The organism is Streptomyces rubrogriseus (genome assembly GCF_027947575.1).
Classification (GTDB): domain Bacteria; phylum Actinomycetota; class Actinomycetes; order Streptomycetales; family Streptomycetaceae; genus Streptomyces; species Streptomyces rubrogriseus.
Window position 1 is genome coordinate 5,072,114 of record NZ_CP116256.1, and the last position, 19,340, is coordinate 5,091,453.

Below are 19,340 nucleotides of genomic sequence, written 5' to 3' on the forward strand. Positions count from 1 at the left end.
GTCAGCTCCGCTCCCTGGTCGGTCGGTCGGACGGCCCGGTCCGGCGCTGCGCGCGCCGTTGGGCCCGTCACTTTCGGCTGACCTCTGCCGGTAGGGGCAAACCTCCGGTCCTCCGTGCGGCCCACGGGCCATCCGGTCGCCCTGCGGGGGTACGCGGAGTGCATGACGGATGTTGTGGACGCGGACGAACTGCTGCGCCGGATGCACCGCGCGAGGGCCTGTGCGCTGGAGGAGGGGCGGAGCTGGCGGGCGCGCAGCGAGGCGCTGCGGTCGACCGACCCGGAGGGCTCCAGGGAGGCCGCCGTACGGACGGTGGCGTACGAGGCGGTGCTGCGGGTGCTGGACGAGGTGCTGACTCCGGGCCGGAACGCGGACCGGCGGTCCCCGGCGGATTGACGCGGCGCCGGGCGGGAAACCGGGTCGGCATGACAGTCGATCACCGCCGAGCACCGGTCCTGGAAGCCCTCGTCGAATACCGCCGTGCAGGACGGCTGTCGTTCACGCCGCCCGGGCACAAGCAGGCGCGCGGGGCGGACCCCGCGGTGCGCGAGGTGCTGGGTGACGCCGTGTTCCACGGGGACGTGCTGGCGACGGCCGGACTCGACGACCGGCTCACCCGGGGACGGGTGCTGCAGCGCGCCCAGGAGCTGATGGCGGACGCCGTGCACGCCGATCACACGTTCTTCTCGACGTGCGGGAGTTCCCTGTCGGTGAAGGCGGCGATGCTGGCGGTGGCTGGGCCGCACGAGAAGCTGCTGATCGGCCGGGACGCCCACAAGTCCGTGGTCTCGGGGCTGATCCTGTCCGGCATCGAGCCGGTGTGGGTCGAACCGCGCTGGGACGCGGAACGGCATCTGGCCCATCCGCCGACCGCCGAGTCGTTCGAGGAGGCGTTCAAGGCGCATCCCGACGCCAAGGGTGCCCTGGTCACCAGCCCGACGCCGTACGGTGCGAGCGCCGATCTGCGAGCCGTCGCCGAGGTCTGCCACGGGCGCTCGCTGCCGCTGATCGTCGACGAGGCATGGGGGGCGCACCTGCCCTTCCACCCGGATCTGCCGTCCTGGGCGATGGACGCGGGCGCGGACATCTGCGTGACCAGCATCCACAAGATGGGCAGCGGTCTCGAACAGGGTTCGGTGTTCCACCTGCGCGGCGACCTGGTGCCGCCCAAGCTGCTCGGCATGCGCGCCGACCTGCTGAGCACCACCAGCCCGTCGGTGCTGATCTTCGCCGGTCTCGACGGGTGGCGCCGCCAGATGGCGCTCGGCGGGCAGGAGCTGATGAGCGGCGCGCTGGAGCTGGCGGCCGGTGTCCGGGCGGCCGTCGAGGAGATCGACGGCATGCACGTCAACGACCGCGAGGACTTCTGCGGTCCCGGGCCGGCCCACGGTTTCGATCCGCTGCCGGTCGTCATCGACCTCGAAGGGCTCGGTGTCTCGGGCTTCCGGGCTGCGGACTGGCTGCGGGAGCACCGCGGCGTGGTCGCCCACATCACCGACCACCGCCGCATCGGCGCGCAGATCACCCACGGCGACGACCGGGGGACCGCCGACGAACTGCTCACCGCCCTCAAGGACCTGGCCCGCGCCGCCCCGGGCCTGGAATCCGCTCCGCGCGTCGAGGTGCCGTCGCCGGCCGAGCTGCGGATGCCTCAGGTGTGCCTGCCCCGGGACGCGTTCTTCGGACCCACCGAGGACGTGCCCCTGGACCGGGCCGCCGGCCGGGTCGCGGCGGAGATGATCACTCCGTATCCGCCCGGCATTCCGGCCGTGCTGCCCGGCGAGCGGCTGGCCGAGCCGGTCCTGCGCTATCTGCGCAGCGGCCTGGAGGCGGGGATGTACCTCCCCGACCCGACCGATCCGGCGCTGGAGACGGTCCGGGTCGTCGCGGAGCACGGTGCGTGAGCGGAGCCCGGTGAGTGAAACGACGGGGTGCCGGGTGAGTGAAACGGGTCACGTGTCCCGGTGCCGGTTTCGCGGAACGCCCAGAGATGGTTTAGCGTTCATCCATACGTGGCGACGGAGTCGACCGAAATGTCCTCCGCGGTCACCGCTTACGGCCCTGGCCGGCCTCCCCCGTCCGGCCAGGGCTTTTTCATGCCCTCGCGCCCCCGTCCCCGGTTCCGGCACGGAATCCGTACGGGATCCCGCCGTCCGCCGAGGTGCTCAGCGCGGCGACAGAGACTGAAATGGGCATAGGGAAAGCCCCGGAACCGAATCGCCGGCGAGGAGCCCCGTGCCATGACCAAAGCGATCAAACTGCTGAACGCCCTCCCCCTCCCCCAGCGCGCGCGGCTCATGGAGCTGGCCCAGGAGGTCTCCTTCCCGGAGGACGACCGGATCTTCGAAGCAGGGGGCAGGGCGGACCGCTTCTGGGTCATCCGCTCCGGCGCGGTCTCCCTGACCCAGCAGGTGACCTCCCTGCAGCGGGTCACGGTCGCCAGCCTCGGCGTGGGCGACCTGCTCGGCTGGTCCTGGCTGTTCCCGCCCTACGAGTGGGACTTCGGCGCCGAGGCGTTCAGCCCGGTGCGCGCCTACGAGTTCGAGGCGGCCTCGGTGCTCGACCTGTGCGAGCGGGACCCGCAGCTGGGCATCGTGCTGGTGCGGTCGGTCGCGGAGATCCTCGCGCACCGGCTGGAGTCCACCCGGGGCCGGCTCATGGAGCACTACGCCCTGCACGGGCGCGGCTCCCTGTGAGCCGCCCTCAGACGCGGTAGCGGCGCAGCGCGGGCATCGCGACGGCCAGGGCCAGCATCACGGCCACGACGAGCAGCCCGCCGCCGGCCACGGCCTCCCGGGCGCCAGCCGCGGAGCCCGCGCCGCCGTGCAGGACGTCGGCCAGCCGCGGGCCGCCCGCCACGACGACGGTGAACACGCCCTGCATGCGCCCGCGCATCTCGTCGGTGGCGGCGGACAGCAGGATCGCCCCGCGGAACACCATGGAGACCATGTCGGCGACACCGGCCACGACCAGGAAGGCGACCGCGAGCCACAGACTGCCGCTGAGCCCGAAGCCGGTGATGGCGGCCCCCCAGACGACGACCGCGCCGATCACCATCCAGCCGTGCCGGCGGGCCCGCGAGAAGGTGCCGGAGAACAGTCCGCCGGCCACCGCGCCGATGGGGATCGCCGCGAACAGCAGACCCAGCGCGAGCCCTTCGCCGTACGGGGCGTACGTCTCGGCGGCGAGCTGCGGGAACAGGGCGCGGGGCATGCCGAAGACCATGGCGACGATGTCGGCGAGGAAGGACAGCAGCAGCACCTTGTGCCGGGCGATGTAGCGGAAGCCGGCCACCACCTCGCGCACGCCCGCGCGCCGGACCGGCGTGCCCGCGAGCGGCGGCAGCGCGGGGAGCTTGTAGACCGCCCACACGGTGACGCACAGGGCCAGCGCGTCGATCAGGTACAGCTCGGGCAGTCCGATCACCGGGATCAGCACACCGGCGAGCAGCGGACCGACCACCTGCCCGGTCTGCATGACGGTCGAGCCGAGCGCGTTGGCGGCGGGCAGTTCGTCCTCGGGCACCAGGCGGGCGATGGAGGCGTTGCGGGCCGGGGCGTTGAGGCCCCAGAAGGCCTGTTGCAGCGCGAGCAGGAGCATCAGCGCGGCCACCGACGCCATGCCGGTGGCCGCCTGTATCCAGAAGAGCAGCGAGGTCACCGCGATGCCGGTGTTGGTGATCAGCAGCAGCTTGCGGCGGTCCACGGTGTCGGCCACCGCGCCGCCCCACAGGGCGAAGACGATGAGCGGCAGCAGCCCGGCGAGGCTCGCGGCGCCGACCCAGGCCGAGGAGCCGGTGATGTCGTAGATCTGCTTGGGCACGGCGACCGCGGTGAGCTGGCTGCCGACGGCCGTGACGACGGTCGAGGACCACAGTCTGCGGTAGGCCGGGCGGCGCAGGGGCCGAGTGTCCATGGCCCAGCGGCGCCATCCGCGCTGCCGCGTCCCGTCCGGCGCCGAGGCCTTCGCGTCCGGTTCGGTGCCGCTCTCGCTGCTGCTCTCGCTGGTGTCCACGCGCTTCCTACATGCTCGGTACATCTTTCGGTTGCGGGGATCACTATCGCAGCTTCGTTCGAGCCAGCCGGGACGTATACGGCCGGATCCGGCCCGCTCAGGCCCCGGCGACGAGGGAGACGCCGAGGACGATCATCGTGGCGGCCACCAGTCCGTCGAGGACCCGCCAGGCCGCGGGCCGGGACAGGAAGCGGCCGAGGTAGCGGGCGCCGAAGCCGAGCGCGGCGAACCAGACCAGGCTGGCGGCGGCGGCTCCGAGGCCGAAGGTCCAGCGCAGCGGCCCCCGGTCGGCGGCGACGGAGCCCAGCAGGAACACGGTGTCGAGGTAGACGTGCGGGTTGAGCCAGGTCAGCGCCAGGCAGGTGAGCACGGCCCGGCGGCGCGAGCCCGCGGCGTCGCCGTCCGCCCGCAGCGCCCCGGACGGCCGGAACACCCGCCGGGCCGCCAGGGCTCCGTAGCAGAGCAGGAAGGCGCCGCCGATCCAGCCGACGGCGGTCAGCGCGCCCGGCCACGCCACCACCACGGCGCCGACCCCGCCGACGCCCAGGGCGATGAGCACGGCGTCGGACAGCGCGCAGATGCCGACCACGGCGAGCACCGCGTCACGGCGGACCCCCTGACGCAGGACGAAGGCGTTCTGGGCGCCGATGGCGACGATGAGCGAGAGGCCGGTACCGAAACCGGCGGCGGCCGCCGTGAGGGCGTTGTTCATGCCCTCGACGCTAAGCGGACGATCACCGGACGTACAGCTAAAGATTCTTACGTATCATTAGCCAGTGTGATGACGACATGACGCCGACCTTGGCGGATCTGCCGCTGGACCAGGTGCGCACCCTGCTGGCCGTCGTGGACGAGGGCACCTTCGACGCGGCCGCCGCCGCCCTGCACGTGACGCCGTCCGCGGTCAGCCAGCGGGTGAAGGCACTGGAGCAGCGCACCGGCCGGGTGCTGCTGCTGCGCACCAAGCCGGTGCGGGCGACCGACTCCGGAGCCGTGCTGGTGCGGCTGGCCCGCCAGGTGGCGCGGCTGGAGCGGGACGCCTCGGCCGAGCTGGGCCTGCGCGGGGAGGGCGAGCCGACCCGGGTGACGGTGGCGGTGAACGCCGACTCGCTGGCGACCTGGTTCCTGCCCGCCCTCACCCGCATCCCCCGGGAGCCCGCCCTCTGCTTCGAACTGCGCCGGGAGGACGAGGGCCACACGGCGACGCTGCTGCGGGAGGGCGTGGTGATGGCCGCGGTGACGTCCTCGCCGGAACCGGTGCCGGGCTGCACGGTCCGGACGCTGGGCCGGATGCGCTATCTCCCCTGCGCCGCCCCCGAGTTCGCCGCCCGGCAGCTGGACGCGCCGCCACGGGAGGCCGTTGCCGACGCCCCGGTGGTGGTCTTCGACCGGCGGGACGACTTCCAGGACTCCTTCGCGCGCCGGCTCGGTCACGGTGGCGCGAGCGCCGCACGGCACTACGTGCCGACCTCGGAGGGCTTCGTCGAGGCGGTCGCCGCCGGGCTGGGCTGGGGCATGGTCCCGCAGCCGCAGGCCGACCCCCTGCTGCGCACCGGCCGGCTCGTCACCTTCGCACCGGACCTCGCGGTGGACGTCACGCTGTACTGGCAGCAGTGGAAGCTCGACTCCCCGGCGCTGGCCACGGTGGCGGACGCGGTGGTGAGGGCGGCCGCGGACGCGCTGAGCCGGTAGGCGCACGGCGACGGACCCGGCAACTCACGAGCACCACACCGGTTTCGCCCCGCGGTCGACAGGTCACCCGCAACGGAGTAAGCCATGCCATGCACGAGGGCGCGAACGATACCGATCGCAGGTGACTTTGATGGACAACTGGCGCGAGCACGCGGCATGCCGGACGGAGGACCCCGACCTCTTCTTCCCGATCGGCACCACCGGTCCGGCCGCTCTGCAGACGGAGCAGGCCAAGGCGGTCTGCCGGACCTGTCCGGTCCAGGAGCAGTGTCTGCGCTGGGCACTCGACACCGGGCAGACCCTCGGCGTCTGGGGCGGCACCAGCGAGCTGGAACGCCGGGCGCTCAAGCGGCGCGAGGCCGCGCGCCGGAGGTCCGGCTGACCCTCGCCGCCCGCGCCGGAGGTAGCCCGGCGCGGGGACCGTCGGCCGTGGGAGGACCGCCGTGAGCGTACGTGTGCGCCGGGTCTACGACCCGGCGGAGCCGGACGACGGCGTGCGCGTCCTCGTGGACCGGCTGTGGCCCCGGGGCGTGTCGAAGGACGCGGCGCGGGTGGACGAGTGGCCCAAGGGGCTCACCCCGTCGACCGAGCGGCGCCGCTGGTACCACGCGGGCGAGGGCTCGTACGAGGAGTTCGCGCGCCGGTACGAGGCGGAGCTGAGCGCCCCGGAGGCGAGCGAACTCCTCGACCGGGTACGGGAGCTGGCCGGGTCGGGCGACGTGACGCTGCTGACCGCGGCCAGATCGCCCGGCGAGAGCCACGCCGCCGTGCTGCTCCGTCTCCTCGACGAGGTGTGAGCGGCGCGGACCGGGCGACCACCGGGTCCGCCGCTCAGGCGGTCTGCCGCGCCGCGGCCCGGCCCGCCGCCCGCCCGGAGAACAGGCAGCCGCCGAGGAAGGTGCCCTCCAGCGCGTTGTACCCGTGCACCCCTCCCCCGCCGAAGCCGGCCACCTCACCGGCCGCGTACAGGCCCTCGACCGGAGTGCCGTCCGCACCCAGGGCGCGGGAGTCGAGGTCGGTCTGGATGCCGCCGAGGGTCTTGCGGGTGAGGATGTGCAGCTTGACGCCGATCAGCGGGCCGGCCGCCGGGTCGAGGATGCGGTGCGGGGCGGCGACCCGGCCGAGGCGGTCGCCGATGTAGCGGCGGGCGTTGCGGATGCCCTGCACCTGGGCGTCCTTGGCGTACGGGTTGGCCATCTGCAAGTCGCGGGCCTCGATCTGGCGCCGGAGCGCGGCGGCGTCCAGGAGCGGCTTGTCCGTCAACCGGTTCATCTTCTCCACCAGTTGCTCCAGGTTCGGCGCGGTGACGAAGTCCGCGCCGTGGCGCAGGAACGCGTCCACCGGACCCGGTGCTCCCTTGCCCAGCACGCGTTCGCGCAGGAAGCCGGCGCGGTCCTTGGCGGTGATGTCGGGGTTCTGCTCGGAGCCGGAGAGCGCGAACTCCTTCTCGACGATCTTCCGGGTGAGGACGAACCAGGAGTGGTCGTGTTCCGCGAGGCCCTCGGCCGTGCGCAGGTGGCGCAGGGTGCCCAGGGTGTCGTAACCGGGCAGGTACGGCTCCGGCAGCCGGCGGCCCAGCGCGTCGAACCACATCGAGGACGGTCCGGGCAGGATGCGGATGCCGTGGCCGGGCCAGATCGGGTCCCAGTTGCGCACGCCCTCGGTGTAGTGCCACATCCGGTCCCGGTTGACCAGGCGGGCGCCCGCCTCGGCGCTGATGCCGAGCATCCGTCCGTCGACGTAGGCGGGGACGCCGGTGACCATCTCGGCGGGCGGGGTGCCCAGGCGCTCGGGCCAGTGGCGACGGACGATGTCGTGGTCGGCGCCGATGCCGCCGGAGGTGACGACCACGGCCCGGGCGGTGAGCTCGAACTCTCCGGCCGCGTCGCGGTTGGAGGCGACGCCGCGCGGCGAGTCGTCCGGGGCGAGGACCGTGCCGCGCACCCCGCGCGCCGTGCCGTCCTCGACCACCAGGTGGTCGACGCGGTGGCGGTGGTGGAAGGTGAGCAGTCCGTCCCGCGCGGCCTGCTTCGCGTACCGCACGAAGGGCTCGACGACCCCCGTGCCGGTGCCCCAGGCGATGTGGAAGCGGGGTACGGAGTTGCCGTGGCCGCCCGCCCTCAGGTCGCCGCGCTCGGCCCAGCCGACGGTGGGCAGGAAGGTGATGCCGTGCCCGGCGAGCCAGGACCGCTTCTCCCCCGCCGCCCACTCGACGTACGCCCGCGCCCAGCGCACCGCCCAGGAGTCCTCGTCCTCGGTCCGGTCGAATCCGGCGCTGCCCTGCCAGTCGTTCCAGGCCAGGTCGAGGGAGTCCTTGACGCCGAGGCGGCGCTGTTCCGGGGAATCGACCAGGAAGAGGCCGCCGAAGGACCAGAAGGCCTGCCCGCCGAGGTTGGCCGCGTTCTCCTGGTCCACCAGCGCGACCCTCCGGCCCCGGCTGGTCAGCTCGTGGGCCGCGACCAGGCCCGCCAGACCCGCTCCGACCACGATGACGTCGGCATCCATGGCGACCGTCCCTTCCTGTTGTGTCGGTGACCCCGTGGTCAGTGACGCGTGCTGCCGTCGGTGAGCAGCGCGGTGAGCAGTTGTCCGAGCCAGATCCGGGCGTGTGCGACGTCCCGGTCGAGGAGCAGCTGGGTGGTGACCCCGTCGTACGCGGCGACCACGGCGTGCGCGGCGTGTTCCGCGTCACCCAGCACGGCGGGCAGGGCGGTGTGTCCGCGCGCCCGGGCGAGCCGGTCGGCGATCGCCCGCCTGAGCCGGGCCCGGTGTTCCAGCAGGGTCTGGGCGACGTCCGGGTCGCGGGCGGCGTGCACGAGGAAGTCCGTCTTCACCAGGAGCCAGTCCCGGTCCAGGAGCAGCACCTCGGTGACGCGCTCCACGGCGGCCGGCACGTCCAGGTCGGGGCCGTCGGAGGCGAGGGCCGCGGACACCTGCTCGGCGATCTGGCCGGCCCGTTGCTCGTAGAGGGCGAAGAACAGCTCGTGGAGGCTGGCGAAGTTGGAGTAGAAGGCGCCGCGGCTGTACCCGGCGGCCTCGCAGACCTCCTCGATCGACACCCGCCCGAACCCCTTGACGGCGAACACCTCGAAGGCGGCGTCCAGGAGGTTGGCGCGGGTGCGCGCACGGCGTCTGGTCACCCGCCCGGTCGTCTCCCGCACCACCATGCCCGGCCCCTTCGCTCCGTTCGATGCGCGAATGTATCGGATACAGCCGTGTATCGAAAGGGCGCGGGCGTGCCCTTTCCCCGTCGAGCGGTGAATAGAACACAGTTTCGAACACGGAGTACGCTGGTCCCATGACCACGCACCTCCAGGGCTCGCTCTTCGACCAGACCGACGAGGTCGGGCTCGGCTCCCTCGACGGGCTCCGCCGCACCCGCCTCGGCTCCGGTGCCTGGATCGACCTGCTCCCCGGGTGGCTGAGCGGCGCCGACGCGCTCTTCGAGCGGCTGGCCACCGGGGTCCCCTGGCGCGCCGAGCGGCGTGAGATGTACGAACGGGTCGTCGACGTGCCCCGGCTGCTGGCGTTCTACGGTGCGGCCGACCCGCTGCCGGACCCCCTGCTGACGGAGGCGCGCGACGCCCTGTCGGCGCACTACGCCGAGGAGCTGGGCGAGCCGTTCACGACCGCGGGCCTGTGCCACTACCGCGACGGCCGGGACAGCGTCGCCTGGCACGGAGACCGGATCGGCCGCGGCGCGCGCCAGGACACGATGGTCGCCATCCTCTCGGTGGGCGCGCCCCGGGACCTGCTGCTGCGCCCGGTGGGCGGGGGCGGCGAGACCGTGCGCCGCCCGCTGGGCCACGGTGACCTGATCGTGATGGGCGGCTCCTGCCAGCGCACCTGGGAGCACTGCGTCCCCAAGAGCACCCGCGCCGCCGGGCCCCGCATCAGCGTCCAGTTCCGCCCGCACGGCGTGCGCTGAGGGCCGGGCAACCGCCCGCGCCCGGTTTCTGGTTGGCTGTCCCGCGCGGGGGACCACCGACCTGGAACGCGGGAGACCATGAGCGCGGACGTACGGCAAGTGGCCGACGGCACCTACCTGGTGCACGGCGGCAACACCAACTGGGTCATCCTCACCGACGGCGACGCGGTGACGCTCGTCGACACCGGATACCCCGGCGACCGCCGGGCGCTGCTCGAATCCCTGGCCGCCGTCGGGAGTTCGCCCGAGGCGGTGGCAGCGGTGCTGATCACCCACGCCCACAACGACCACCTGGGCTCGGCCGAGTACCTGCGGGCCACCCACGGCACCCCGGTCCTGCTGCACGAGGCCGAGGTGCCGCACGCCCGGCGCGACTACCTCCAGCAGGTGTCGGTCGGCACGGTGCTGCGCAACGCCTGGCGGCCCGGCGTACTGCCGTGGATGCGGCACGTGCTGCGCACCGGCGGCACCGAGCAGCACCCGGTGACCGCGCCCGCGGCCTTCCCGGCGGACGGCGCCCTCGACCTCCCGGGCCGGCCCGTGCCGGTGCACACCCCCGGGCACACCGACGGACACTGCGTCTACCACCTGCCCGACGCCGGCGTGGTGATCTCCGGCGACGCGCTGGTGAGCGGCCACGCCATCTCCCGGACCGAGGGACCGCAGCTGCTGCCCGACCTGTTCCACCACGACCGGGCGGGCGCGGTCGCCTCGCTCGACGTCGTCGCCGGTCTGGAGGGCGACGTGCTGCTGCCGGGCCACGGTCCGGTCCACCGGGGGCCGGTGAAGGACGCCGCGGACCTGGCCCGGGAACGGGCGTTCTAGAGTCGGGGCATGGCCTTGCAGATCAGCGCCACCAATCCGGAGCATCCCGCGCTCCTGCTCGAACTGCCCTGGCAGCTGCCGCTGGAGCAGTGGCCCGAGGAGTACCTCGTGCCGCTGCCCCGCGGCATCTCCCGGCACGTGGTCCGCTACGCGCGCGCCGGGGACGAGGTGATCGCCGTCAAGGAGCTGGCCGAGCGGCCCGCGCTGCGGGAGTACCAGCTGCTGCGCGACCTGGACCGGCTCGCCATCCCGGCGGTGGACGCGCTGGCCGTGGTCACCGGCCGCTCCGACGCCGCCGGTGAGGCGCTGGAACCGGTGCTGGTCACCCGGCACCTGGGCGGCTCGCTGCCGTACCGGTCGATGTTCGAGACGACGCTGCGCCCGGCGACCATGCACCGCCTGATGGACGCCCTCGCGGTGCTGCTGGTCCGGCTGCACCTGGCCGGGTTCGCGTGGGGGGACTGCTCGCTGTCCAACACGCTCTTCCGGCGCGACGCGGGCGCCTACGCCGCCTACCTGGTCGACGCCGAGACCGGCGACCTGCACCCGCGGCTCAGCGACGGGCAGCGCGACTACGACCTCGACCTCGCCCGGGTGAACATCAGCGGCGAACTGCTCGACCTGGAGGCCTCGGGGGCGCTGCACCCCTCCGTCGACCCGGTCGAGTTCGGCACCGAGATCTGCGCCCGCTACCGGAGCCTGTGGCAGGAGCTGACCCGTACCTCCGTGTATCCGGCGGGCAAGTACCACTACATCGAGCGCCGCATCCGGCGCCTGAACGACCTCGGCTTCGACGTCGCCGAGATGCAGATCGAGCACGCCTCCAACGGCGACACGGTCACCTTCGTGCCCAAGGTCGTCGACGCCGGCCACCACCAGCGCCAGCTGCTGCGCCTGACCGGACTGGACGCCGAGGAGAACCAGGCCAGACGGCTGCTCAACGACCTGGAGAGCTGGATGGCCACCCAGGACGACTACGCCCCGGGCGACCCCCTCGGCGCCCGCCCGGAGGTCCTCGCCCACCGCTGGGTGCGCGAGGTCTTCCGGCCCACCGTGCGCGCCGTGCCGGTGGAGCTGCGCGGCGCGATGGACCCGGCGGAGATCTACCACGAGCTGCTGGAGCACCGCTGGTACCTCTCCGAGCGGGCCCAGCACGACATCGGCCTGGACACGGCCGTCGAGGACTACCTCGTCAACATCCTGCCCAGGGCCCGGGAGACCCTTCAGCCCACGGCCGACTGAGCGGCGCGGCGGCCGCTCACCTGTGCGGGACCACCGCCACCGGGCACTCCGCGTGGTGCAGCACGCCGTGCGCCACGGAGCCGATCCGGGCGCCGACGGCCGTACGGCGGGCGCGGCGGCCGACGACCATCAGCTGGGCGTCGGCGGACACCGCCAGCAGGACCTGGCCCGCGCTGCCCATCTCCACGTGCTCCACCACCGGAACGTCGGGGAAGCGCTCGCGCCACGGTGCGAGAGCCTCGCCGAGCGCCTTGCGCTCGTACTGCTCCAGGCCTCCGGCCTCGTCCGCGAGGGCCATCGAGCCGGGGCTGTAGGTGAAGACCGTCGGCAGGGCCCAGGCCCGCACGGCGCGCACGGTGGCGCCCCGCGCGGCGGCCGCCTCGAACGCGAACCCGATGACGTCGGCGCTGTCCTCCGGCTCGCCCTGCTGGCCCACCACGACCTCGCGGCCCCCCGCCTCGGCGGCGGCCTCGTCACCGGCCCGGACGAGGACGACGGGCCGGGTCGCCTCGGCGATCACCTGCTGGCCGACCGAGCCGAGCAGGAAGCCGACGACCGCGCCGTGGCCGCGCGAGCCGAGGACCAGCGTCTCGGCGTCGGCCGCGGCGGCGAGCAGGGCCGCGACGGCGTCGCCCTCGCGGACGTCGGTGGTCACCGTGAGACCGGGATGGCGCTCGGCGACGGTGCCGACCGCCCGGGCGAGGGCATCCCGCGCCCACCCCTCCTGCGTCTCCCGGTCCACCGCGTCGGCCACGCCCTGCCCCTGGAACCGCCAGGCGTGCACGACGTGCAGCGGTGCACCGCGGCGCACCGCCTCCCTCGCCGCCCAGGCCAGTGCGGCCAGGCTCTCCTCCGAACCGTCCGAGCCTGCCGTGATCGGGCGCGTCATGCGGGTCCCTCCCTGGGTCGCGGGAACGTCGTTCTCGGAGCCCAGTCTTCCCCAAGCCGTCCGCACGGCCGCGCGGGGGGAGCTTACGGACGCCGGCGGCCCGTCCCCGCCGCCCGAGCGAGGACCCGCGATCGAACATACGATGGCCGCAGGCCGGTGCGGTGACGGGGACGCCGTGCCGTGAACCCGGCCGCTCGACGTGGGGGACGTATGGCACAGGCCGACGCGGAGACACGGACCGTCATCATGACCGTGGACGACGATCCGGGGGTGTCCCGCGCCGTCGCCCGCGACCTGCGGCGGCGCTACGGCGCCACGTACCGGATCGTGCGCGCGGAGTCCGGCGAGTCGGCCCTCGACGCGCTGCGGGAACTGAAACTCCGCGGCGACCTGGTGGCCGTGATCCTGGCCGACTACCGGATGCCGCAGATGAACGGCATCGAGTTCCTGGAACAGGCCCTGGACGTCTACCCGGGTGCCCGGCGGGTGCTGCTGACGGCGTACGCGGACACCAACGCGGCGATCGACGCGATCAACGTCGTCGATCTGGACCACTACCTGCTCAAGCCCTGGGACCCGCCCGAGGAGAAGCTCTACCCGGTCCTGGACGACCTGCTCCAGGCCTGGCGGGCCGGCGACCACCGTCCGGTGCCCAGCACCAAGGTCGTCGGACACCGCTGGTCGGCGCGGTCCTCGGAGGTCCGGGAGTTCCTGGCCCGCAACCAGGTGCCCTACCGCTGGTACTCCTCGGACGAGCCGGAGGGGCGGCGACTGCTGTCGGCGGCCGGGCAGGACGGGCAGCGGCTGCCGGTGGTGATCACGCCGGACGGGACCCCGCTGGTGGAGCCGGAGGCGCCCGAGCTGGCGGCGCGGGTGGGCCTGGCGACCACGCCGACGGCCGACTTCTACGACCTGGTGGTGATCGGCGGCGGCCCGGCGGGGCTCGGCGCGGCCGTGTACGGGGCCTCGGAGGGGCTGCGCACGGTGCTGGTGGAGCGGTCGGCGACCGGCGGGCAGGCCGGGCAGAGCTCCCGCATCGAGAACTACCTCGGCTTCCCCGACGGAGTGTCCGGCGGCCAGCTCACCGAGCGGGCCCGGCGGCAGGCGGCGAGGTTCGGCGCCGAGATCCTCACCGCGCGCGAGGTGACCGGCCTGGAGGCGAACGGCGCGGCGCGCGTCGTACGGTTCTCGGACGGCTCGGCGATCGCCGCGCACAGCGTCATCCTGGCGACCGGCGTGTCCTACCGGCAGCTGGCCGCGCCGGGCACCGAGGACCTGGCCGGCTGCGGGGTGTTCTACGGCTCGGCGCTGACCGAGGCGGCCTCCTGCCAGGGCCACGACGTGTACGTCGTCGGCGGCGCCAACTCGGCCGGGCAGGCCGCGATGTACCTGGCCCGGGGTGCCAAGTCGGTGACCCTGCTGGTGCGCGGCGAGTCCCTGGCGGCGTCGATGTCGTACTACCTGATCCAGCAGATCGAGGAGACGCCCAACATCCACGTGCGCTGCTCCACCGTCGTCGAGGGCGCGCACGGCGACGGCCACCTGGAGCGGCTCACCCTGCGCGACGCGGTCGACGGCGCCACCGAACTCGTCGACGCGCAGTGGCTGTTCGTGTTCATCGGCGCGGCGCCGCTGACCGACTGGCTGGACGGCACGGTGCTGCGGGACGAGCGCGGGTTCATCCTTGCCGGGCCCGATCTGACCCCCGACGGGCGGCCGCCGGCCGACTGGGAGCTGGACCGGCCGCCGTACCACCTGGAGACCAGCGTCCCGGGCGTGTTCGTGGCGGGTGACGCCCGCGCGGAGTCCGCCAAGCGGGTCGCGTCCGCCGTAGGAGAGGGAGCCATGGCCGTGATGCTCGTCCACCGGTACCTGGAGCAGTCGTGAGCGGGCGGCCGATGCCGTGCAGCCCCGAGGAGATCGGGAAGCTGTTCCTGTTCGAGAAGCTGACGCCCGAGCAGCTGGGCCGGCTGTGCGCCGAGGGCCGGGTGGAGCTGTTCGACCCGGGCCCGGTGTACGCCGAGGGCGAGGACGCCACCTGCTTCTACGTGATGCTGGCGGGGACGGTCGTGCTGTCCCGCCGGGTCGGCGCGGACGACGTGGAGACCAACCGCACCTCGCAGCCCGGGGTGTACGCGGGCGCGATGCAGGCCTACGTCGGCGACCGGGTGCCGCAGGTCTACAACAACTCCATGCGGGTCACCGAGCCGACCCGGTTCTTCGTGCTCCCGGCCGACACCTTCGCGGCCGTGATGCGGGAGTGGTTCCCGATGGCGGTGCACCTGCTGGAGGGGCTGTTCTTCGGGTCCAAGAACACCCAGCGCACCATCGGCCAGCGCGAACGGCTGCTGGCGCTGGGGTCGCTGTCCGCCGGTCTCACGCACGAGCTGAACAACCCGGCGGCGGCCGCGGTACGGGCCACCTCGTCACTGCGGGAGCGGGTGGCGAAGATGCGGCACAAGCTCGCGGTGATCGCCGAGGGCCCGTTCTCCCGCGAGGCGCTCGCGGGACTCATCGAGATCCAGGAGCGCACGGCGGAGCGGGTGGCCAAGGCCCCCTCGCTCAGCCCGCTGGAGGCCGCCGACCGGGAGGACGACCTCGGCGACTGGCTGGAGGACCACGGCATCGAGCACGGCTGGCAGCTCGCGCCGACCTTCGTGCAGGCCGGTCTGGACACCGAGTGGCTCGAACAGGTCGCGGCGGCCGTGGACGCGGAGATCCTGCCGGGAGCGGTGGGCTGGCTCAACTACACGGTCGAGACCGAGCTGCTGATGAACGAGATCGCGGACTCCACCGCCCGCATCTCCCATCTGGTGGACGCGGCCAAGCAGTACGCGCAGCTCGACCGGGCGCCCTACCGGACGGTCGACGTCCACGAACTCCTCGACAGCACCCTGCTGATGCTCTCCGGGAAGATCGGCCCGCGGATCGAGGTCGTCAAGGAGTACGAACGCACGGTGCCGCGGGTCCCGGCCTATCCGGCAGAGCTGAACCAGGTGTGGACCAACCTGATCGACAACGCCGTCGCCGCGGTGAACGACGCGGGCGGCGAGGGGACGCTGACCGTGCGGACGGCGCTGCACCACGACCGGCTGCTGGTGGAGTTCCGCGACACCGGCACCGGGATCGACCCGGAGATCCGGGAGCGCATCTTCGACCCGTTCTTCACCACCAAGCCGGTGGGCGAGGGCACCGGGCTCGGGCTGGACATCTCCTGGCGGATCGTGGTCGACAAGCACCACGGCAGCCTCCAGGTCGAGTCCGTGCCGGGCGACACCCGGTTCCAGGTCCTCCTGCCGCTCACCGCCCCGGAAACCGACCAGACGGATACAGCCGAACCGAGCGAGGAGCCGGTATGACCAGCGACACCGGAATCGATCCCACCGTCCCGCCGAGCGGCACCGGGTGCGCCGAGTGCGACGCGGCCGGCGGCTGGTGGTTCCACCTGCGGCGCTGTGCGAGCTGCGGCCACGTCGGCTGCTGCGACAGCTCGCCCGGACAGCACGCGACCGGCCACTACCGGTCCACCGGGCACCCGCTGGTGCAGAGCTTCGAGCCGGGCGAGGAGTGGTACTGGGACTACGCGACCAGCGAGGTGCGCGAGTCGGGCCCGGGCCTCGCCCCGCCCGGCAGCCACCCGGCCGACCAGCCCTCCCCGGGCCCGGCGGGCCGGGTCCCGGACGACTGGGCGAGCACGCTCCACCGCTGACCCGGCGGCGGGCCGGCGGCCGGGCCCCTGAAACCGGGCAGCCCGCTGCCGGACCCGCGTGTCAGGATGGGCGGCGTGCCGCAGACCTCACTCACCAGCCCGCTCGTCGGCCGCGAGGACGAACTCGCGCGTCTCACCGGCGTACTGGAACGCGCCCGCGCCGGTGAGGCCCGCGCGGTCCTCGTGGCCGGGGACGCCGGGGTCGGCAAGACCCGGACCCTGGACGAGGTCGCCGGGCGCGCCGCCGCGGCCGGGACGACCGTGCTCACCGGTCACTGCGTGGACCTGGGCGACGTGGGTCTGCCGTATCTGCCGTTCACCGAGATCCTGGGCGTGCTCGCCGGCGACCAGCGGTTCGCCGCCGTGCTGGCCGGGCACCCGGTGGCCGACCGGCTGCTCGGCGGCGGGCCGGACGACGGGACCGACGCCGCGCCCTCGCGCCTCAGGCTCTTCGAGGGCGTGGCCGCCCTCCTGACCGACCTGGCGGACGTCGCACCGCTGCTGCTGGTCCTGGAGGACCTGCACTGGGCCGACCAGTCCTCCCGGGACCTGCTGAGGTTCCTGCTCGGCCGGGGGGTTCTCCAGCGGCCGGCGGGCGGGGCCCCGGGCCACCGCCTCGCGCTGTTCGCCTCGTACCGGGCGGACGACCTGCACCGCCGCCATCCGCTGCGCCCGCTGCTGGCCGAACTGGTGCGCCTGCCCGGCGTGGAGCGGCTGGAGCTGCGGCCGCTGCCGGACGCCGACGTGGCCCGGCTGGTGCGCTCGCTGCGGGAGCGCCGGCTGCCGGACAGCACCGTGCGCCGCATCGTGGAGCGGGCCGAGGGCAACGCCTTCTACGCCGAGGAGCTGGTCGCCGCCACGGACGCGCCGGCCGGGGGCGTCCCCAGCGGGCTGGCCGACGTCCTGCTCATCCGGTTCGAGCAGCTGTCCGAGACCGCTCAGCAGGTGCTGCGCACCGCCGCCGTGGCGGGCCGACGGGTGGGTCACGACCTGCTGCGGGACGCCGTCGGGCTGCCCGAGGAGGAGCTGGAGTCGGCGCTGCGCGAGGCGGTGGAGCGGCAGTTGCTGGTCTCCGGCGAGGGGGGCACCTACTCCTTCCGGCACGCCCTCGCCCGGGAGGCGGTCTACGCCGACCTGCTGCCCGGCGAACGGGCCCGGCTGCACGGCGCGTTCGCCCGGCTGCTCGCCGGTCCCGACCGCCGGTCCGACAGCGCGGCCGAGCGCGCGCACCACTACCGCGAGAGCCACGACCTGCCCGAGGCGCTCGCCGCCTCCCTGGAGGCCGCCGACCACGCCCAGCGGGTCGGCGCGCCCGCCGAGGAGCTGCGGCACGTCGAGGCGGCGCTCGACCTGTGGACGGCGGTCGACGCCACCGCCCGGCCCGCCGGACCGGACGCGGTGACGCTCACGCTGCGCGCCTCCGCGGCCGCCGCGCACGCCGGTGAGCTGCACCGCGCGGTCTCCCTCACCCGCGCCGCACTGGCCGGCCTCGGTCAGGACGCGGACCTGGAGCTGGCCGCCCGGGTCCGCTACACGCTGGCCGGCAATCTGCTGAGCGTCGACAACCTTGAGTCCGCGTACGCCTACAGCAGTGAGGCGCTGGGCCTGATCCCCGCCGAACCGCCCTCGTCGACCTGGGTGTGGGCGGCGGCCACGCATGTGACGGCGGCCCGCCAGGTCGGGGAGAACGAGACGGCGCTGCGGGTGGCCCGCCGGGCGCTGCGGGCCGCCGAGGAGCTGGCGGTCACCGACGCCCGCGCCGATCTGCTGATCTCGCTGACCAGCCTGGAGGGCGGCAACCGCTCCACCCCCGAGGGCCGGGAGCGGCTTCTGGAGGCACGCGAGCTGGCGCGGCGGGCGGGCAACGCGCCCGTGGAGCTGAGGGCGCTGTTCAACCTCGCCATCGGCTGCTTCGAGTCCGGAGACCTGGAGGAGTGCCTGCCCTGGGCGTCCGAGGGACTGGACCGGGCCCGCCGCTCGGGGCTGCTGTCCTCGCCGTACCCGCGGGAGATGCGGTATCTGCGGCTGCTCGTGCAGTACACGCTGGGCCACTGGGACGAGGTGCTGCGCGAGTCCGCCGAGCACGCCGGGGAGCGGTCGGCCGTGGACGGTCACGCCCTCGGGCCGGGGCTGTACGTGGCACTGGCGCGCGGCGACTCGGGGGTGGCCGACCGGGCGCGGGCCCTGCTGAACGGGCCGTTCGACTGGATGGCGCGCATGGTCGCGGGCGTCGTGCTGACCGACGCGGCGGCGCTGCGCGGGGACGCGGAGGACGCCGTGCGGTGGATGCGCTCCAGCGTCGAGACGCTCACCGAGGCGGGCACCCGGCCCACCGTGACCCTGCGGCTGGCCACCCTCGCGCTGTCCGCCGTCGCCGACACCGTGACCGAGCTGCGCCGGGCCGGGGACGACGCCGGGGCGGCCCGCTGGTCGGACACTGCGGCCGAGCTGCTGGCCGACGCCCGCTGGTCCGCCGGGCACGGCTACGACGACACGCCGCAGGGCCCTGAGGGCCAGGCGTGGCTGGCGCGCGCGGAGGCCGAGTGGTCCCGGGTCGCCGGACCCGCGCCGGACCCGGCGGCCTGGGAGAAGGCGGTGGCCGCGTTCACGTACGGCGACGCCTACGAACGGGCGCGGTGCAGGCTGCGGCTGGCCGACGCCCTGCTGGCGGCCGACCGTCGCGAGGAGGCGGCCGCCGAGGCGGGCAGCGTTCGCCGGGAGGCCGACCGGCTCGGCGCGACGGTGCTGCGCAAGCGGGTCGACGACCTGGTCCGCCGCGGCCGGCTCGCGGGCACCGCCCGGGCCGGGGCGGGCGCCGCGGTGCTGACCGCCCGCGAGCAGGACGTCCTGCGGCTGCTCGCGCTGGGGCACAGCAACCGCCGGATCGGGCAGGAGCTGTTCATCAGCGCCAAGACGGCCAGCGTCCACGTGTCCAACATCCTCGCCAAGCTGAACGCGGCCAGCCGCACGGAGGCGGTCGCGGTCGCCCACCGGCAGGGCCTGGTCGCCCCGGAGCCCACGTCGTCGCACTGAGGCGGGCC

General features: G+C 74.1%; 18 protein-coding genes. 13 read left to right on the forward strand and 5 right to left on the reverse strand.

The features are described 5' to 3' along the window. The first annotated feature begins 162 nt into the window (after positions 1–162). The 3 genes from Sru02f_RS23235 to Sru02f_RS23245 all read left to right on the forward strand — a co-directional run bounded on the left by Sru02f_RS23235 (position 163) and on the right by Sru02f_RS23245 (position 2,696). Positions 163–396 (forward strand): hypothetical protein, encoded by a 234-nt coding sequence (locus Sru02f_RS23235; protein ID WP_109028938.1) that lies wholly within the window; start codon positions 163–165, stop codon positions 394–396. A 29-nt stretch (positions 397–425) separates the two neighbouring features. After that, positions 426–1,904, forward strand: a complete 1,479-nt coding sequence (locus tag Sru02f_RS23240) for an aminotransferase class I/II-fold pyridoxal phosphate-dependent enzyme (RefSeq protein WP_109028937.1) — start codon at positions 426–428, stop codon at positions 1,902–1,904. Positions 1,905–2,240: 336 nt separating this feature from the next. Then, positions 2,241–2,696, forward strand: coding sequence for a cyclic nucleotide-binding domain-containing protein (locus tag Sru02f_RS23245; protein WP_003971831.1), 456 nt, complete (start codon positions 2,241–2,243; stop codon positions 2,694–2,696). A gap of 7 nt (positions 2,697–2,703) precedes the next feature. Here the strand turns inward: Sru02f_RS23245 and Sru02f_RS23250 are convergent, their stop codons facing one another. Further along, entirely contained in the window at positions 2,704–4,014 is a 1,311-nt protein-coding gene (locus Sru02f_RS23250; protein ID WP_244941713.1) for an MFS transporter, read from the reverse strand. Between the two features lie 97 nt (positions 4,015–4,111). Continuing rightward, a complete protein-coding gene (locus Sru02f_RS23255) occupies positions 4,112–4,726 on the reverse strand; it encodes a LysE/ArgO family amino acid transporter (protein WP_109028935.1) in 615 nt (204 codons plus the stop codon). Between the two features lie 77 nt (positions 4,727–4,803). On the opposite strand from Sru02f_RS23255, the gene Sru02f_RS23260 reads away from it, so the two are divergent. From Sru02f_RS23260 to Sru02f_RS23270, 3 genes are all read left to right on the forward strand, one after another. After that, the gene (locus Sru02f_RS23260) at positions 4,804–5,706 is read left to right on the forward strand and encodes a LysR family transcriptional regulator ArgP (RefSeq protein WP_109028934.1); all 903 of its coding nucleotides are present in this window, start codon (positions 4,804–4,806) and stop codon (positions 5,704–5,706) included. A 130-nt stretch (positions 5,707–5,836) separates the two neighbouring features. Further along, entirely contained in the window at positions 5,837–6,088 is a 252-nt protein-coding gene (locus Sru02f_RS23265; RefSeq protein WP_003971835.1) for a WhiB family transcriptional regulator, read from the forward strand. A gap of 61 nt (positions 6,089–6,149) precedes the next feature. Then, on the forward strand, positions 6,150–6,503 hold the full coding sequence (locus Sru02f_RS23270) for a DUF488 domain-containing protein (RefSeq protein ID WP_109028933.1): 354 nt from the start codon (positions 6,150–6,152) through the stop codon (positions 6,501–6,503). Positions 6,504–6,537: 34 nt separating this feature from the next. Here the strand turns inward: Sru02f_RS23270 and Sru02f_RS23275 are convergent, their stop codons facing one another. Both Sru02f_RS23275 and Sru02f_RS23280 read right to left on the reverse strand, forming a co-directional pair. Continuing rightward, complete coding sequence (locus tag Sru02f_RS23275; protein WP_109028932.1) at positions 6,538–8,211, reverse strand: FAD-binding dehydrogenase; 1,674 nt, start codon at positions 8,209–8,211, stop codon at positions 6,538–6,540. 38 nt (positions 8,212–8,249) lie between these two features. After that, entirely contained in the window at positions 8,250–8,873 is a 624-nt protein-coding gene (locus Sru02f_RS23280; protein ID WP_109028931.1) for a TetR/AcrR family transcriptional regulator, read from the reverse strand. 131 nt (positions 8,874–9,004) lie between these two features. On the opposite strand from Sru02f_RS23280, the gene Sru02f_RS23285 reads away from it, so the two are divergent. From Sru02f_RS23285 to Sru02f_RS23295, 3 genes are all read left to right on the forward strand, one after another. Further along, the gene (locus Sru02f_RS23285; RefSeq protein ID WP_109028930.1) at positions 9,005–9,634 is read left to right on the forward strand and encodes an alpha-ketoglutarate-dependent dioxygenase AlkB; all 630 of its coding nucleotides are present in this window, start codon (positions 9,005–9,007) and stop codon (positions 9,632–9,634) included. A gap of 78 nt (positions 9,635–9,712) precedes the next feature. Beyond that, a complete protein-coding gene (locus Sru02f_RS23290) occupies positions 9,713–10,459 on the forward strand; it encodes an MBL fold metallo-hydrolase (protein WP_109028929.1) in 747 nt (248 codons plus the stop codon). Between the two features lie 9 nt (positions 10,460–10,468). Further along, positions 10,469–11,701 (forward strand): DUF4032 domain-containing protein, encoded by a 1,233-nt coding sequence (locus Sru02f_RS23295; protein WP_109028928.1) that lies wholly within the window; start codon positions 10,469–10,471, stop codon positions 11,699–11,701. Between the two features lie 16 nt (positions 11,702–11,717). Here the strand turns inward: Sru02f_RS23295 and Sru02f_RS23300 are convergent, their stop codons facing one another. Continuing rightward, positions 11,718–12,590, reverse strand: a complete 873-nt coding sequence (locus tag Sru02f_RS23300) for a universal stress protein (protein WP_174854963.1) — start codon at positions 12,588–12,590, stop codon at positions 11,718–11,720. 210 nt (positions 12,591–12,800) lie between these two features. On the opposite strand from Sru02f_RS23300, the gene Sru02f_RS23305 reads away from it, so the two are divergent. The 4 genes from Sru02f_RS23305 to Sru02f_RS23320 all read left to right on the forward strand — a co-directional run bounded on the left by Sru02f_RS23305 (position 12,801) and on the right by Sru02f_RS23320 (position 19,332). Continuing rightward, on the forward strand, positions 12,801–14,477 hold the full coding sequence (locus Sru02f_RS23305) for an NAD(P)/FAD-dependent oxidoreductase (protein WP_109028926.1): 1,677 nt from the start codon (positions 12,801–12,803) through the stop codon (positions 14,475–14,477). After that, positions 14,474–15,949 carry an ATP-binding protein gene (locus tag Sru02f_RS23310; RefSeq protein WP_109028925.1) on the forward strand — a complete coding sequence of 492 codons (1,476 nt, stop codon included), beginning with the start codon at positions 14,474–14,476 and terminating at the stop codon, positions 15,947–15,949. The genes Sru02f_RS23305 and Sru02f_RS23310 overlap by 4 nt, the downstream gene beginning before the upstream one ends. Next, complete coding sequence (locus Sru02f_RS23315) at positions 15,946–16,299, forward strand: UBP-type zinc finger domain-containing protein (protein WP_109028924.1); 354 nt, start codon at positions 15,946–15,948, stop codon at positions 16,297–16,299. Before Sru02f_RS23310 ends, Sru02f_RS23315 begins: the two co-directional genes overlap by 4 nt. A gap of 66 nt (positions 16,300–16,365) precedes the next feature. Beyond that, entirely contained in the window at positions 16,366–19,332 is a 2,967-nt protein-coding gene (locus Sru02f_RS23320; protein ID WP_109028923.1) for a helix-turn-helix transcriptional regulator, read from the forward strand. Positions 19,333–19,340 lie beyond the last annotated feature (8 nt).

Bases quoted from the DNA above. Each gene is read 5' to 3' on its own strand.
- Sru02f_RS23290 (WP_109028929.1), top strand. From the start codon at position 9,713: ATGAGCGCGGACGTACGGCAAGTGGCCGACGGCACCTACCTGGTGCAC.
- Sru02f_RS23240 (WP_109028937.1), top strand. From the start codon at position 426: ATGACAGTCGATCACCGCCGAGCACCGGTCCTGGAAGCCCTCGTCGAA.
- Sru02f_RS23315 (WP_109028924.1), top strand. From the start codon at position 15,946: ATGACCAGCGACACCGGAATCGATCCCACCGTCCCGCCGAGCGGCACC.
- Sru02f_RS23280 (WP_109028931.1), bottom strand. From the start codon at position 8,873: ATGGTGGTGCGGGAGACGACCGGGCGGGTGACCAGACGCCGTGCGCGC.
- Sru02f_RS23285 (WP_109028930.1), top strand. From the start codon at position 9,005: ATGACCACGCACCTCCAGGGCTCGCTCTTCGACCAGACCGACGAGGTC.
- Sru02f_RS23265 (WP_003971835.1), top strand. From the start codon at position 5,837: ATGGACAACTGGCGCGAGCACGCGGCATGCCGGACGGAGGACCCCGAC.
- Sru02f_RS23295 (WP_109028928.1), top strand. From the start codon at position 10,469: ATGGCCTTGCAGATCAGCGCCACCAATCCGGAGCATCCCGCGCTCCTG.
- Sru02f_RS23320 (WP_109028923.1), top strand. From the start codon at position 16,366: ATGGGCGGCGTGCCGCAGACCTCACTCACCAGCCCGCTCGTCGGCCGC.
- Sru02f_RS23305 (WP_109028926.1), top strand. From the start codon at position 12,801: ATGGCACAGGCCGACGCGGAGACACGGACCGTCATCATGACCGTGGAC.
- Sru02f_RS23300 (WP_174854963.1), bottom strand. From the start codon at position 12,590: ATGACGCGCCCGATCACGGCAGGCTCGGACGGTTCGGAGGAGAGCCTG.
- Sru02f_RS23245 (WP_003971831.1), top strand. From the start codon at position 2,241: ATGACCAAAGCGATCAAACTGCTGAACGCCCTCCCCCTCCCCCAGCGC.
- Sru02f_RS23235 (WP_109028938.1), top strand. From the start codon at position 163: ATGACGGATGTTGTGGACGCGGACGAACTGCTGCGCCGGATGCACCGC.
- Sru02f_RS23275 (WP_109028932.1), bottom strand. From the start codon at position 8,211: ATGGATGCCGACGTCATCGTGGTCGGAGCGGGTCTGGCGGGCCTGGTC.
- Sru02f_RS23260 (WP_109028934.1), top strand. From the start codon at position 4,804: ATGACGCCGACCTTGGCGGATCTGCCGCTGGACCAGGTGCGCACCCTG.
- Sru02f_RS23255 (WP_109028935.1), bottom strand. From the start codon at position 4,726: ATGAACAACGCCCTCACGGCGGCCGCCGCCGGTTTCGGTACCGGCCTC.